Source organism: Curtobacterium sp. MCBA15_009 (assembly GCF_001864895.1).
Classification (GTDB): domain Bacteria; phylum Actinomycetota; class Actinomycetes; order Actinomycetales; family Microbacteriaceae; genus Curtobacterium.
The window spans coordinates 489,384-502,595 of record NZ_MJGO01000037.1; the positions used below are offsets into that span (position 1 = coordinate 489,384).

At 71.0% G+C, this 13,212-nt stretch carries 13 protein-coding genes and 3 tRNA genes; 7 read left to right on the forward strand and 9 right to left on the reverse strand.

What is annotated here, in order from left to right; genetic code table 11:
- Positions 1-23 precede the first annotated feature (23 nt).
- From BIU97_RS10730 to BIU97_RS10745, 4 genes are read right to left on the reverse strand one after another with little or no spacing between them, the layout of a single operon-like run.
- The gene (locus BIU97_RS10730; protein ID WP_071258239.1) at positions 24-785 is read right to left on the reverse strand and encodes a YqjF family protein; all 762 of its coding nucleotides are present in this window, start codon (positions 783-785) and stop codon (positions 24-26) included.
- Complete coding sequence (locus BIU97_RS10735) at positions 782-1,612, reverse strand: nitroreductase family protein (RefSeq protein ID WP_071258237.1); 831 nt, start codon at positions 1,610-1,612, stop codon at positions 782-784. The genes BIU97_RS10730 and BIU97_RS10735 overlap by 4 nt, the downstream gene beginning before the upstream one ends.
- A 3-nt stretch (positions 1,613-1,615) precedes the next feature.
- Complete coding sequence (locus tag BIU97_RS10740) at positions 1,616-1,999, reverse strand: hypothetical protein (protein ID WP_083404729.1); 384 nt, start codon at positions 1,997-1,999, stop codon at positions 1,616-1,618.
- Positions 2,000-2,009: 10 nt separating this feature from the next.
- A complete protein-coding gene (locus BIU97_RS10745) occupies positions 2,010-2,447 on the reverse strand; it encodes an Lrp/AsnC family transcriptional regulator (RefSeq protein WP_071258236.1) in 438 nt (145 codons plus the stop codon).
- Between the two features lie 235 nt (positions 2,448-2,682).
- Here BIU97_RS10745 and ddaH point away from each other — a divergent pair, with 235 nt between their 5' ends.
- A complete protein-coding gene (ddaH, locus tag BIU97_RS10750) occupies positions 2,683-3,585 on the forward strand; it encodes a dimethylargininase (protein ID WP_071258228.1) in 903 nt (300 codons plus the stop codon).
- Positions 3,585-4,814: an ornithine--oxo-acid transaminase gene (gene rocD / locus BIU97_RS10755; RefSeq protein WP_071258225.1), complete on the forward strand. Its 1,230-nt coding sequence runs from the start codon at positions 3,585-3,587 to the stop codon at positions 4,812-4,814. Before ddaH ends, rocD begins: the two co-directional genes overlap by 1 nt.
- Positions 4,815-4,900: 86 nt before the next feature.
- Here the strand turns inward: rocD and BIU97_RS10760 are convergent, their stop codons facing one another.
- Positions 4,901-5,893 (reverse strand): NAD-dependent epimerase/dehydratase family protein, encoded by a 993-nt coding sequence (locus BIU97_RS10760; RefSeq protein WP_071258223.1) that lies wholly within the window; start codon positions 5,891-5,893, stop codon positions 4,901-4,903.
- A gap of 483 nt (positions 5,894-6,376) precedes the next feature.
- Here BIU97_RS10760 and BIU97_RS10765 point away from each other — a divergent pair, with 483 nt between their 5' ends.
- Positions 6,377-7,387: an aldo/keto reductase family protein gene (locus BIU97_RS10765; RefSeq protein WP_071258221.1), complete on the forward strand. Its 1,011-nt coding sequence runs from the start codon at positions 6,377-6,379 to the stop codon at positions 7,385-7,387.
- 188 nt (positions 7,388-7,575) lie between these two features.
- Here the strand turns inward: BIU97_RS10765 and BIU97_RS10770 are convergent.
- From BIU97_RS10770 to BIU97_RS10780, 3 genes are all read right to left on the reverse strand, one after another.
- Positions 7,576-7,648 (reverse strand) — tRNA-Phe (locus BIU97_RS10770).
- Between the two features lies 1 nt (position 7,649).
- Positions 7,650-7,726: transfer RNA gene (locus BIU97_RS10775), tRNA-Asp, on the reverse strand.
- A gap of 53 nt (positions 7,727-7,779) precedes the next feature.
- A tRNA-Glu gene (locus BIU97_RS10780) sits at positions 7,780-7,852 on the reverse strand.
- Between the two features lie 258 nt (positions 7,853-8,110).
- Here BIU97_RS10780 and BIU97_RS10785 point away from each other — a divergent pair.
- Together BIU97_RS10785 and BIU97_RS10790 are read left to right on the forward strand one after the other, a co-directional pair.
- Positions 8,111-9,388, forward strand: coding sequence for a M23 family metallopeptidase (locus tag BIU97_RS10785; RefSeq protein ID WP_071258219.1), 1,278 nt, complete (start codon positions 8,111-8,113; stop codon positions 9,386-9,388).
- A gap of 34 nt (positions 9,389-9,422) precedes the next feature.
- Positions 9,423-10,868 carry a C40 family peptidase gene (locus tag BIU97_RS10790; RefSeq protein ID WP_071297622.1) on the forward strand — a complete coding sequence of 482 codons (1,446 nt, stop codon included), beginning with the start codon at positions 9,423-9,425 and terminating at the stop codon, positions 10,866-10,868.
- A gap of 81 nt (positions 10,869-10,949) precedes the next feature.
- On the opposite strand, the gene BIU97_RS10795 is transcribed toward BIU97_RS10790, so the two are convergent.
- Positions 10,950-11,441, reverse strand: coding sequence for an inorganic diphosphatase (locus tag BIU97_RS10795; protein WP_071258184.1), 492 nt, complete (start codon positions 11,439-11,441; stop codon positions 10,950-10,952).
- Positions 11,442-11,505: 64 nt separating this feature from the next.
- On the opposite strand from BIU97_RS10795, the gene tilS reads away from it, so the two are divergent.
- Complete coding sequence (gene tilS / locus BIU97_RS10800) at positions 11,506-12,525, forward strand: tRNA lysidine(34) synthetase TilS (protein ID WP_071258181.1); 1,020 nt, start codon at positions 11,506-11,508, stop codon at positions 12,523-12,525.
- A 9-nt stretch (positions 12,526-12,534) separates the two neighbouring features.
- On the forward strand, positions 12,535-13,086 hold the full coding sequence (gene hpt / locus BIU97_RS10805) for a hypoxanthine phosphoribosyltransferase (RefSeq protein WP_017887686.1): 552 nt from the start codon (positions 12,535-12,537) through the stop codon (positions 13,084-13,086).
- Positions 13,087-13,212: the final 126 nt, after the last annotated feature.

The window sequence follows — 13,212 nt, forward strand, 5'->3', positions numbered from 1 at the left end:
GGTGTCCCCCGAGCGGTGCGCCGTCAGCGCCCCCGACCGAACCGCGTCGTGACCCCCGGCGAGTAGAGCACCGAGTCCGGCTCGAGCTCGGTGAGCCCGAACGGCAGTCCGGCCGCCCCGACCAGGTCGTCGCGCAGCGACACCACCGAGGCGCGGTGCAACGGCCACGGCTCGTGCTCGTTCGGCCAGAACCGGGTGCGCCCACCCCGCCGGACGTGCATGCCCCACCGCGCCGTCAGGAACGTCTCGAGCGCCGTCGGTTCGGCGACGGCGTCGCCGACACGGACGTCGACCATCGACCGCAGGTGGGTGCCGTGCCGCCGCATCGCGTACCCGACGCGACCGTCACCGCTCCGCGCCTCGGCCACCGCCCACCGGTACGGCAGGCCGGTCGCGACGCGTGCGCCGAGGGTCGGCAGGAGCTTGCCGGCGTCGAGCGACAGGAACACGACCCCGTGCTGCCCCTGCTCGTCGACCGTGTAGACGCGGACGTTCAGCTCGACGAAGTCGCCGATGCTGCCGGTCGAGAACGGCGGGAACCGGGTGTCCTCGAACCGGAACGCGATGAGGCCCACCCAGGTGGTCGCCCCGTCGTCGGAGCCGTCGGGCGCCATCGTGTCGGGTCGCGTGCCGGTCGGCAGCAGCGGGGCCACCGCCGACACGTCGACGCGCCAGTGCACGAAGACGACGTCGAGCCAGTCCTGCGAGATCCAGGGGCGGCCGGTCAGGCCGGGGGCGACGGGTTGGAGGCCCGGGGTGCTCTGAGCGGGTCGGGTGTCGGTCACGGGGTGGTCGCCTCCGGTTCGGTGCTCACGGCGGGCAGGTCGTCCCACCCGGTCTGCGGGGTCGCGCACGTGCCGCGGAACACGTACTGCGACGGTCGCTTCCGCTCGTTCGACACCCAGTCGATCGCGGGGCGACGACGCTCGGGTGGCAGGTACCCGATCCGGTACACGGCCATCAGCTCGAGCTCCGGCGGCACCTCGAGCAGGGACTCGACCTCGGCCCACGCCTCCTCGATCTCCATCGGGAACGACACGAACTGGATCCCGAGGCCGAGCTCGGTGGTGGCGAGCCAGACGTTCTCCATCGCCGCGCCCATGCTGAACACCGAGTAGAACGCGTTCCGCGCCTCCTTGCGGTACTCGTCGCGGTCGAGCAGCACGCCGAGCAGCAGCGGCGACCCGGCGACGAGCTTCCGGTTCTCCGCCCCGAGCGTCTGCGGCACCCGGAGGGCGTTCATGAGCACCTGCCCACGCTTGGTGAACACCTGCTTCGTGAAGGGCCGGAGCGGTGCGGGCAGCTTGTCGAACAGCATGCCGTCGCGCCGGGAGTCCATCTCGGCCTGCGAGAACCGGAAGTACGGCTTGTACCGCTCGAAGAACGTGCCCTCGGCCATGGTCCGGGTCATCGAGCGCCCGCTGATCTCGGCGACGCGGTCGATCGTGGCGCGTTCCTCGATCACCACGAACCGCCACGGCTGGCTGTTGAGCTGCGAGGGTGCCCGCCCGGCGAGCTCCAGGAGCAGCCGCTGGTGCTCTTCGGACACCGGATCGGGCAGGAACGCCCCGTTCGTCGTGCGTCGTCGTCGGATGGCCTCGAACAGCTCCACCGCTCACCTCTCTCGTCGTCGGCCGGCGAGCACCGCTGCCAGGTAGGACGGTGCGGCGGCGACCGCGACCCTCCAGTGTGCTCGGGAGCGCGGGTCCGTGCGCGGAGCGACCGCCAGGGGCACGAGTGCCGGCAGCAGGAACAGCGCCGTCCGGTCGCGCGTCCAGACGGGGGTGGTCGCGGCGACGCCGGTCAGGGTCGCGGTGACGACGAACAGCCCGTGGTGCACGACGCGGAGCTTCTTCGTGCGGATGAGCCGCACGGCGACCGCGGTGCCCCAGAGGCAGTTCGCGAGGTAGGCGACGCTCGCAGCGGCGACCAGCCGACGGGCGGGACGCGATCCCGTGGGCGGTGATCCGGGCCTCCTGGCCGTCGTCATCCGTCCCATGCGTGGGACGTTACGCGGATTCGCGACTGACGAGCTTGGAGAGCACGATCGCCGAGCGCGTGTGGTCGACCTGGGGCGCGAGGCGGACGCGGTCGAGCGCCTCTTCGAGCGCGGACAGGTCCTTCGAGCGCATGTGCACGACGGCGTCGGCGCTGCCGGTCACTGTGCCGGCGTCGACGACCTCGGGGACGGTGTCGAGCAGCGCCCGCAGCTCGTCGGGCGAGACGGTGCCGCGGCAGTAGAGCTCGACCCAGGCCTCGGTGCCGCGGTCCTCGACCGCCGGGTCGACCTTGATCGTGAAGCCCTGGATCACCCCGTCGCCCACGAGTCGGTCCACCCGGCGCTTGACGGCCGACGCGGAGAGTCCGACCACCGACCCGATGTCGCCGTAGCCGGCACGGGCGTTGTCCCGGAGCTGGTCCAGGATGCGGTGATCGAGTGTGTCCATCGACTCCCATCGTACGCGGGGTCGTTGCGAGCCCGACGGGTTCCACGCACGAATCGTGCGTCACCCGAACGGGTGCCACGCGGTTCGGCACGGAGCACTGCACGGCTCGGACGGTCTGTGCGAGGATCGGAGCGGCGTCGACCTGGTCCGCTACGGCGAGTGAGCCTGCATCTCGCCGGAGCATCTCTTCAGTGGTGGTTCCTGGCAGGCTCGGACCCCGGTCCTCGGAGGACTGATGTCGAACACCGCACCCGCCACTCCCACCGCTCCGGCCCGTGTCGCCACGAAGCGCACGATCCTGATGTGCAAGCCGGACTTCTACACGGTGAGCTACCGGATCAACCCCTGGATGCACCCGGAGGAGCCGACCGACACGTCGAAGGCCGTCGAGCAGTGGGAGTCGCTCGTCGCCGTCTATGAGCAGCTCGGCTTCGACATCTCGTACATCGACCCCATCGACGGCCTGCCGGACATGGTCTACGCAGCCAACGGCGGGTTCGTCCTCGACGGCATCGCCTACGGCGCGAAGTTCCAGTACCCGGAGCGCCAGCCTGAGGGCCCGGCGTACATGGACTGGTTCCGCCAGGCCGGCCTGACCGTCGCCGAGCCGGAGCAGACCAACGAGGGCGAGGGCGACTTCCTGCTCATCGGGGACACCATCTTCGCCGGCACCGGCTTCCGGTCGGACAGCACCTCGCACGACGAGCTCGCGACGATCTACGGCCGCGAGGTCGTCACGCTCAAGCTCATCAACCCGAGCTTCTACCACCTCGACACCGCCATCGCCGTGCTCGACCCGGAGCCCGACGCTTCGGGTCGGTCGAACATCGCCTACCTCGAGAGCGCCTTCGACGAGCCGTCGCTGGCGATCCTGCGCGAGCGCTTCCCCGACGCGATCATCGCGACCGAGGAGGACGCCGCGATCCTCGGCCTGAACTCGTACTCGGACGGGTACAACGTCGTGATCGCGTCGCGCGCGACCACGTTCGCGTCGCAGCTGCGTGAGAAGGGCTACAACCCGATCGGCGTCGACCTGTCCGAGCTGCTGCTCGGCGGTGGCGGTGTGAAGTGCTGCACGCTCGACCTGCACCCGGTCGGCACCGGCACCTCGGTCGCGCGTTCCCTCGGGGTCAGCTGATGTCGGCGGCAGCGTCGCTCGGGGTCAACACCGCGGCGGCGCTCGCCGTCGAGGACCGCGCCCTCGCGCACAACTACAGCCCGCTGCCCGTCGTCATCGCGTCGGGTGCCGGAGCGACCGTCACCGACGTCGACGGCAAGCAGTACCTGGACGGCCTCGCCGCGTACTCGGCGGTGAACTTCGGCCACGGCAACCCGCGGCTGCTCGCCGCCGCACGGGCACAGCTCGACCGCGTGACGCTCACGAGCCGCGCGTTCGTGAACGACCAGCTCGGCCCGTTCGCCACGGCACTGGCGGCGTTGACGGAGACCGAGATGGTCCTGCCGATGAACACCGGAGCCGAGGCCGTCGAGTCCGCGATCAAGGTGTCCCGCGCCTGGGGCTACCGCGTCAAGGGCGTCCCGGCCGAGCGGGCGACGATCATCGTCGCGTCCGGGAACTTCCACGGCCGCACCACGACGATCATCTCGTTCTCCGACGACCCCTCGGCCCGCGACGACTTCGGCCCGTACACCCCGGGCTTCCGCACGGTGCCGTACGGCGACGCTGCGGCCCTGCGCGCGGCGATGGACGAGACCGTCGTCGCCGTGCTGCTCGAGCCGATCCAGGGCGAGGGCGGCGTGGTCATCCCGCCGGAGTCGTACCTCCCGTCCGTCCGGCAGGTCTGCGACGAGTTCGGTGCGCTGTTCGTCGCCGACGAGATCCAGTCCGGCCTCGGTCGCACCGGGCACACGCTCGCGGTGCAGCGCGTCGGAGTGCGCCCCGACCTCATCACGCTCGGCAAGGCCCTCGGCGGCGGCATCGTGCCGGTGTCGGCGGTCGTGGGTTCGCGCGACGTCCTCGGCGTCCTGCGCCCCGGTGAGCACGGGTCCACCTTCGGCGGCAACCCGCTCGCCGCGGCCGTCGGCGCCGAGGTCGTGGCGATGCTCGGTGAGGGCACGTTCCAGCAGCGGGCCCTCGAGGGCGAACCGCTGCTGCGCGGCCTGCTCGACGAGCTCGTCGGGCACGGCGTCGTGTCGCACCGCGTGGCCGGACTCTGGGCCGGGATCGACATCGACCCCGCGCTCGGCACCGGCAAGGCGATCGCGAAGGACCTCGCCGACCGCGGGCTCCTGGTGAAGGACACCCACGGGTCGACGATCCGCTTCGCGCCGCCCCTGGTCGTCACCGACGACGAGGTGCGCACCGCGATCGGGACGCTGTCGGACGTCCTGGCCGCGCGCGCCTGACGGGTTCGCTCCACGCGTTCGCTTCGTGAGCAGAAATGGTCGGGTCGCCACACGGCACCCGACCATTTCTGCTCACCCAGTGCGGCTCACACCGCCCAGCGCGCCGCCAACTCGTCCATCAGCGCGTCGAGTCGCTCGTCCACGACCTGCTCCTCGGGGTGGGCCTCGTACCAGGCGATGACCTCGCGCACCCCCTGCCGGTAGGTCGTGCGCGGCCGGTACCACGGCACGAGCGACCGGACCTTGCTGTTGTCGAACACCGAGCTGTTCGCCTTGTCCCCGAGCAGCGCCGCACCCCACTCCGGGTCCACCGCGTTGATGGCGTCCGCCGGCACGTGCACGATCCGCAGGTCCTCGACCCCGGCCGCCGCCGCGATCTCGTGCGCGATGGCGTTCCACGTCGGCGCCTCGTCGCTCGTGATCGTGAACGCCTCCCCGATGGCTGCAGCCCGGTCGAGCAGCCCCGTGAACCCGACCGCAAAGTCTCGGCTGTGCGTCAGGGTCCACAGCGAGGTCCCGTCACCCGTGATGATGATCGGCTTGCCGGCCCGCATCCGCGCCACCGCGGTCCACCCGCCGGTCAGCGGCAGCTTCGTCTCGTCGTAGGTGTGCGACGGCCGCACGATCGTCACCGGGAAGTCCTGCTCCCGGTACGCCTGCACCAGCAGCTCCTCGCACGCGATCTTGTCGCGCGAGTACTGCCAGTACGGGTTCTTCAGCGGCGTCGACTCCGTGATCGGCAGGTGCGTCGCCGGCGTCTGGTACGCCGAGGCCGAGCTGATGAACACGTACTGCCGCGTCCGCCCCGCGAAGAAGTCGACGTCCGCCTGCACCTGGTCCGGCGTGAAGGCGATCCAGTTCACGACCACGTCGAAGCGCTGGTCGCCGAGTGCGTCCGCCAGTGCGCCGCGGTCGGACACGTCGGCCTGGAGGCGCGTCACACCCTCCGGGATCGGCCTGCCCCCGGTGGTCCCCCGGTTGAGCACGGTCACGTCGAACCCCTGCTCGACGGCTTCCCGCACGCAGGCGGCGCTGATGACGCCGCTCCCGCCGATGAACAACACGCTCGCTCCGGTCATGGGTGCTCCCTCGCTCCTGGCGGCACCGCTCCGTGCCGCGCTTCCTCGATCCTGCACCTCATCGACGGACCGGGCGCGACCGTGGCCCGAGCGGACAGTGCGGCGCAGGGGCATCCTGCCTCCGTGACCGGACCGCTCACGGAGCCTTCGACCACGGACGAAGTCTGCGGCGATCGATACGCCTGTGAAGACCACGGCTTGGATCAGCGCAGACGGCACCTCGTCGGACAGCAGCTGGACGAACGACTGAAGGAACAACTGGTTCATGTGAGTGCCTGTGCGCCGCGCTCGTCCGCAATCGCACGCGCCGACGGAGACATGCGAGGATGGACAGCGAAGACCCCGGAACGATCCCTGGCTCAGGCCACATCGCCGGGGTTTCGTCGTGTGGACGACTTCGGCCGCTGTGCTCTGGCACCGACCCGAGGACTACCGTCACGGGTCGAGCCGCACCGACGCGGCCACGACAGGAGTGACACGCACATGGAGTACCGCTACCTCGGCAACTCGGGCCTCAAGGTCTCCGAGATCACCTACGGCAACTGGCTCACCCACGCCTCACAGGTCGAGAACGACGCGGCGATCGCCTGCGTCAAGGCAGCGCTCGAGGTCGGCATCTCGACGTTCGACACCGCCGACGTCTACGCCAACACCGGCGCCGAGACCGTCCTGGGCGAGGCGCTCAAGGGGGAGCGGCGCCAGTCCCTCGAGATCGCGACGAAGGTGTTCGGGCCGACCGGGCCGAAGGGGCACAACGACACCGGCCTGTCCCGCAAGCACATCCTCGAGTCGATCGACGGTTCGCTCGAGCGGCTGCAGACGGACTACGTCGACCTGTACCAAGCGCACCGGTTCGACCACGAGACCCCCCTCGAAGAGACCATGCAGGCCTTCGCCGACATCGTGCGGCAGGGCAAGGTCCTGTACGTCGGCGTGAGCGAGTGGACCGCCGACCAGCTCCGTGCGGGTGCGGCGCTCGCGAAGGACCTCGGCTTCCAGCTCATCTCGAACCAGCCGCAGTACTCGGCGCTGTGGCGCGTCATCGAGGACGAGGTGGTGCCGACCTCGAAGGAGCTCGGCATCTCGCAGATCGTCTGGTCGCCGATCGCCCAGGGCGTGCTCACCGGCAAGTACCAGCCCGGTCAGCCCCTGCCCGAGGGTTCGCGGGCCACGGACGACAAGGGCGGCGCGAAGATGATCGAGCGCTTCATGAACGACGAGGTGCTCTCGGCCGTCCAGGAGCTCAAGCCGATCGCCGACGAGCTCGACCTGTCGATGGCGCAGCTCGCCGTCGCGTGGGTGCTGCAGAACGAGAACGTCGCGAGCGCGATCATCGGCGCCTCGCGTCCGGAGCAGGTGCACGACAACGCCGGCGCCGCCGGTGTGACGATCCCGGCCGAGTTGCTGACCCGGATCGACGACGTGCTCGGCTCCGTGGTCGAGCGCGACCCGGCGAAGACGAACGACAGCAGCCCGAAGACCCGCGAGGCCTGATCGCCCGATCGGTCCGCACAACCGGGGTCACCCCGAACCGCACACTCGCGTGGTTCGGGGTGACTGCCGTTGTGCGAGGCGGAAGCGAACCGGCGCGTGACCGAACCGGCCCGCCGCCGAAGGCCCCCGAAGGAACACCCCTCAGACAACCGAAAAGGCCCCCTGCCGAAGCAGGGGGCCTTCACCGGTGGCTGGACACGGCATCGATCCGTGGACCTTTCGATTTTCAGTCGAACGCTCTACCAACTGAGCTATCCAGCCGTGGCGACCCTGACGGGACTTGAACCCGCGACCTCCGCCGTGACAGGGCGGCACGCTAACCAGCTGCGCTACAGGGCCATGTTGAATTGCTGTGGTGTTGTTCAGTACTACTTGCTCGCTCACTCGGAGAGTGACCCCAACGGGATTCGAACCCGTGCTGCCGCCGTGAAAGGGCGGTGTCCTAGGCCACTAAACGATAGGGCCGCAAGCAGTGCATCGCGCTACCGATGGACAAGCATACGGATGCCCCGCGGGTTTCACAAATCGAGGCCTGTTCGCCCGTGATCCCCGGCGTGTCGCGCCGTCGCCGCAGGCTCGTCGGAGGCCGTGGTGCGAGCATCGTCGGCGGCCGGCATCCCTCGTCCGAGGGGCTGTCGAGCCTGCGTCTCCTGTTGTTACTGTTGCCTCTGTTAACAGTGTTACGTGCGTGAGCCTTGCCGCGCTGTTACGAAATCGAGATACATGTCGACCTCAGCCCAGTCCTCCCTCCGCTCCCGCAGCCGCCTCGTCGCCGCTGCGGTCGCCGTCGTGCTCACGGCCGGCACGCTCGCCGCGCTGGCGCCCACCACGTCGGCCAGTGCTGCGTCCTACCCGTCGTGGAGCGAGGTGCAGCAGGCGAAGAAGTCGACCAGCGCCCAGCAGGCGAAGGTCTCCGAGATCAAGTCGCTCATCTCGTCGCTGCAGACCGAGGCCGCCGCGAAGCAGAAGGCCGCGCAGGCCGCCGGCGAGGCGTACCAGGCCGCCCAGACCAAGTACGACGCCGCCGCGCTCGCGCAGCACAAGCTGCAGGCGCAGGCCGACGACGCGGCGAAGACCGCGACGCAGTCCGAGGAGCAGGCGGGCCAGCTCGCCGCGCAGCTCGGGCGGGCGAGCGCCAACGACGTGACGACGGACATCCTCACCCACCCGTCGAACTCCGGCGACCTGCTGTACGAGCTCGGCGCGATGTCGAAGCTCAGCGAGCAGGCCGACGGCATCTACTCGCAGGCCACGCAGGACCGCGGGACGGCCCAGGCCCAGGCGGACAAGGCCGACTCCGCGAAGGACGCCCTCGGCGACCTCGCCGACGCCGCGCAGTCGACGATGCAGGAAGCGCAGGGCGCGGCGGACGCGGCGCAGACGGCCGTCGACGCGCAGAACGACAACGAGACCCGGCTCGAGGCGCAGCTCACCGCGCTCACGACGAAGCAACGCGGCGTCGAGTCGGCGTACAAGCGGGGCGTGGCCGCCGAGAAGGCGCGGCAGGAGCGCATCGCGGCCGCGGCGGCCCGGGCGGCGGCGAAGGCCGCGGCGACGAGCCAGGGCGGCACCGGCGGTGGCACGGCGAACTCGGCCGGCTGGGTGCGGCCGTCCGGCGGCTTCCAGACGAGCGGCTACGGGTACCGCGTCGACCCGTACACGCACTACACGGCACTGCACGCCGGGGTGGACCTGGCCCCCGCCTGCTACGCGCCGATCTACGCGGCGCACGACGGCACCGTGACCTTCGCCGGCAACGGCGGCGGCTACGGCAACGAGGTCGTGCTCGACAACGGCGGCGGCATCTCGACGGCCTACGGGCACGTCGTCGACGGGGGCATCCTCGTCACGAGCGGGCAACACGTCACCGCTGGGCAGCAGATCGCGAAGATCGGCTCGACCGGCTGGTCGACCGGCTGCCACCTGCACTTCGAGACCCGGATCAACGGTGCCGCCGTCGACCCGGTCCCCTTCATGGCAGCGCGGGGGATCTCGGTTTGAGCATCAGCGCCGTCGGAAGGCCCCGGCCCACGTCATGAACCTGTCCGCCCGCTCCCTGTCCTGCGGGATCGCGACCGTCGCCGTGCTCGGCCTCGGGCTGTCGCTCGTCGTCGCCGGCCCGGCCCAGGCTGCCCCGTCGGGCCCCTCGTGGGACGACGTCAAGGCCGCCAAGTCGGACGCCGCCGACGCCCAGCAGACCGTCGACGAGCTCAGCTCGCGGCTCACGACGCTGCAGGAGGCCGCCGACCGCGCCGGTGTCGTCGAGCAGCAGGCGGGACAGGCGTACGCCATGGCGGTGTCGCAGCAGCAGCAGGCGCAGGACACCCTCGACGACCTCGCCGCGCAGTCGAAGCGGGCGAAGGCGAAGGCCGACGACTCCGCCGGGCAGGTCGCCGGCCTCGTGGTCGAGCTGTCGCGCACCGGCGGCGGCGACCTGTCCACCGCGATGCTCGTCGACGCGTCCGACTCCGAGGACCTGCTCTACCGCGTCGGCACGATGTCGCACCTGTCCGAGCGGTCGGCGACCGTCCTCGCCGAGGCGCGGGCGGACCAGAAGACCGTCGACTCCCTCGCCGACCAGCAGGACGCCGCGACCACGGCGCTCCGCGCGGCGACCCGGACGTCCGAGACGGCGCTCACGACGGCGAACGACGTGTCCGCCGACGCGCAGTCCCGGGTGCAGGAGCAGCAGGAGCAGCAGGACGAGGTCCTGCGCCAGCTCGCCTACCTCAAGGGCACGAGCGTCGCGACGGAGACCGCGTACTGGACGGCACAACAGGCGAAGGCCGCCGAGGTCGCCCTGGCGGCGCAGACCGCACGCGACGACGACGGTGACGGACGAGCGACGGGCACCCGCCCGGGCGCGTCCACCGGCACCTCCGACCCGTCGACGAGCACGCCGTCCACGAGCAGGCCGTCCACGAGCACCCCCTCGACGAGCACCCCGGCGAACCCGGCACCCGCGCAGCCGGCGCCGAGCAAGCCGAAGCCCTCCCCAGCGAACCCGGCACCGGCCCCAGCACCGAGCAAGCCGAAGCCCGCACCGGCCCCCGCCCCCGCTCCGACGCCCACCGTCCCGAGCGGCCCGTCGAAGGCCGCCGGCGCCATCGCCTACGCGCGGGCCCAGCTCGGCAAGCCGTACGTGCTGAACGGCGCCGGGCCGAACACCTGGGACTGCTCCGGTCTCGTGATGATGGCCTACGGCTCGCAGGGCATCCCGACCGGCGGTCACAACGTGGTCTGGCAGTACAACCACTTCGCCTCGATCGGACGGCTCGTGCCGCTGTCGCAGCGCCAGCCCGGTGACATCCTGTTCTACTCGTCGAACGGAACCGCTTCAGGCGGTTACCACGACTCGATCTACACCGGCAACGGGATGATGGTCGAGGCGGCCCGTCCGGGCGTCGGCGTGGTCGAGCGGGCGGTCTGGACCCCGAGCCAGCTCCTGCCCTACGTCGCCCGTCCGAGCGGCGCCCTGTAGACGCAGCACGACGCAGAACGGCGCCCGCCCTCCGGATGGAGAGCGGGCGCCGTTCGTCGTCAGGGAAGCGTCACCGGCGCGTCAGTGACCGGCGGGCACGTACGCGGCCTGGCCGGCCTGCACGATCGCCTCGGCCTCGGCGGCGTCGCCCCAGCCCTCGGCCTTGACCCACTTGTTCGGCTCGAGGTCCTTGTAGCGCTCGAAGAAGTGCGCGATCTCGGCCTTCGTCTGCTCGTCGACGTCGGAGATGTCCTGGATGTGCGCCCAGCGCGGGTCCTTCGCGGGGACCACGAGGACCTTCTCGTCCTTGCCGGCCTCGTCGCTCATCTTGAAGACGCCGACCGGACGGACCTTGACGCCCACACCGGGGAACGTCGGGAACTCGAGCAGCAGCAGTGCGTCCACGGGGTCGCCGTCGTCGGCCAGGGTCTTCTCGAAGAAGCCGTAGTCGGTCGGGTAGACGAACGACGTGAACAGCACGCGGTCGAGGTAGACGCGACCGGTCTCGTGGTCCACCTCGTACTTGTTGCGGCTGCCCTTGGGGATCTCGACGACGACGTCGTACGCGGCCATGTCTGCACTCCTGGTTTGTCGAACGGGCTGTCGGTGGTTCCGAAAGCGCGGCTAACGTTACCGGGTGAACTCTCCGCGCCCCCGGCTGGACCCCGCGGTCGCCGACACCCGTCGAGCGGTGCGCACGCTGCTCGCCGACGCCCGCGACCAGGGTGTCGTCGCCGACGGCGACCTGGTGCTCGTCGCGCTGAGCGGCGGACCGGACTCGCTCGCGCTCGCCGCGGCCACCGCGTTCGAGGCGACGAAGCAGGGGCTCCGGTCCGGGGCGGTGGTCGTCGACCACGCGCTCCAGGCGGACTCCGAGGCGGTGGCGACCCGTGCCTCCCGACAGGCCGCGGAGCTGGGACTCGACCCGGTGACGGTCCGTCGGGTCGCCGTCGGCTCCGACGGCGGTCCGGAAGCCGCCGCCCGGGAGGCCCGTCACGCGTCGATCGCGCAGGTCGCGTCCGCCGTCGGCGCACCCCTCGTGCTGTTCGGGCACACGCTCGACGACCAGGCCGAGACGGTGCTGCTCGGCCTGGTGCGCGGCAGCGGGCCGGACAGCCTGTCCGGCATGCAGCCGCTCGTCCGGCGTGCTGAGGGCCCGGCCTACGGCCGGCCGCTGCTCGCGGTGCGGCGCCACACCACCCGGCAGGCGTGCGCCGCCGCGGGCCTCGCGCCCTGGCAGGACCCGCAGAACGACGACCCGGCGTTCGCCCGGGTGCGGGTGCGGCAGGTGCTCATGCCGGTGCTCGAACGGGAGCTCGGCGCCGGGGTGCCCGAGGCGCTCGCCCGGACGGCCGACCAACTGCGCGAGGACGCCGCGGCGCTCGACCACTTCGCGGAGGAGATCGCCGAGGACCTGGCCGAGCACTCCGAGGCGGGCATCTCGCTGTCCGTGCCGGGACTCGCCGCGAACCCGCCGGCGCTGCGGCAGCGGCTGGTCCGGCTCGCGGTGCGGAGCGAGTTCGGGGTGACGCTGTCCCGCGTGCAGACGCTCGAGGTCTGCCGGCTCGTGACGGACTGGAGCGGCCAGGGGCCGATCGACCTGCCGGGCGTCCGTGCGGCGCGGATCGGCGACCGCATCGCGTTCAGCGCCGGTTAGGCTGGGGCGGTGGAACTCTCCGACGTCCAGGCAGACCTGTCCGAAGTGCTCTTCACCCCCGAGCAGATCGACGAGAAGCTCGCCGAGCTCGCGGCGGTCGTCGACGCCGACTACGCGGGGCGCGACCCGCTGCTCGTCGGGGTCCTCAAGGGGGCCGTCATGGTGATGGCGGACTTCTCGCGACACCTGAAGATGCAGGCGCGGATGGACTGGATGGCGGTGTCGTCGTACGGCTCCGGCACGAAGTCGTCGGGTGTGGTGCGGATCCTCAAGGACCTCGACACCGACCTGCACGGGCGCGACGTCCTCATCGTCGAGGACATCATCGACTCGGGGCTGACCCTGTCGTGGCTCAAGCAGAACCTGCAGTCCCGCGGGGCCGCGAGCGTCGAGATCGTCGCGCTGCTGCGCAAGCCCGAGGCCGCCAAGGTCGAGGTCGACGTGAAGTACGTCGGCTTCGACATCCCGGACGCCTTCGTGGTGGGGTACGGCCTCGACTACGACGAGCGCTACCGGAACCTGCGCGGCGTCGGCGTCCTCGCCCCGCACGTCTACAGCTGAGCGGGTCCGGGCCGCGCGGTCTCGCGCCGCGGACACTCGCCGAACGGTGAGTTCGCCCGCAGAGGACACCCATTCTCGCCACAGAATCGCAGCCGTATGCTGATCAGCACGCAACTTCGGCAGAGA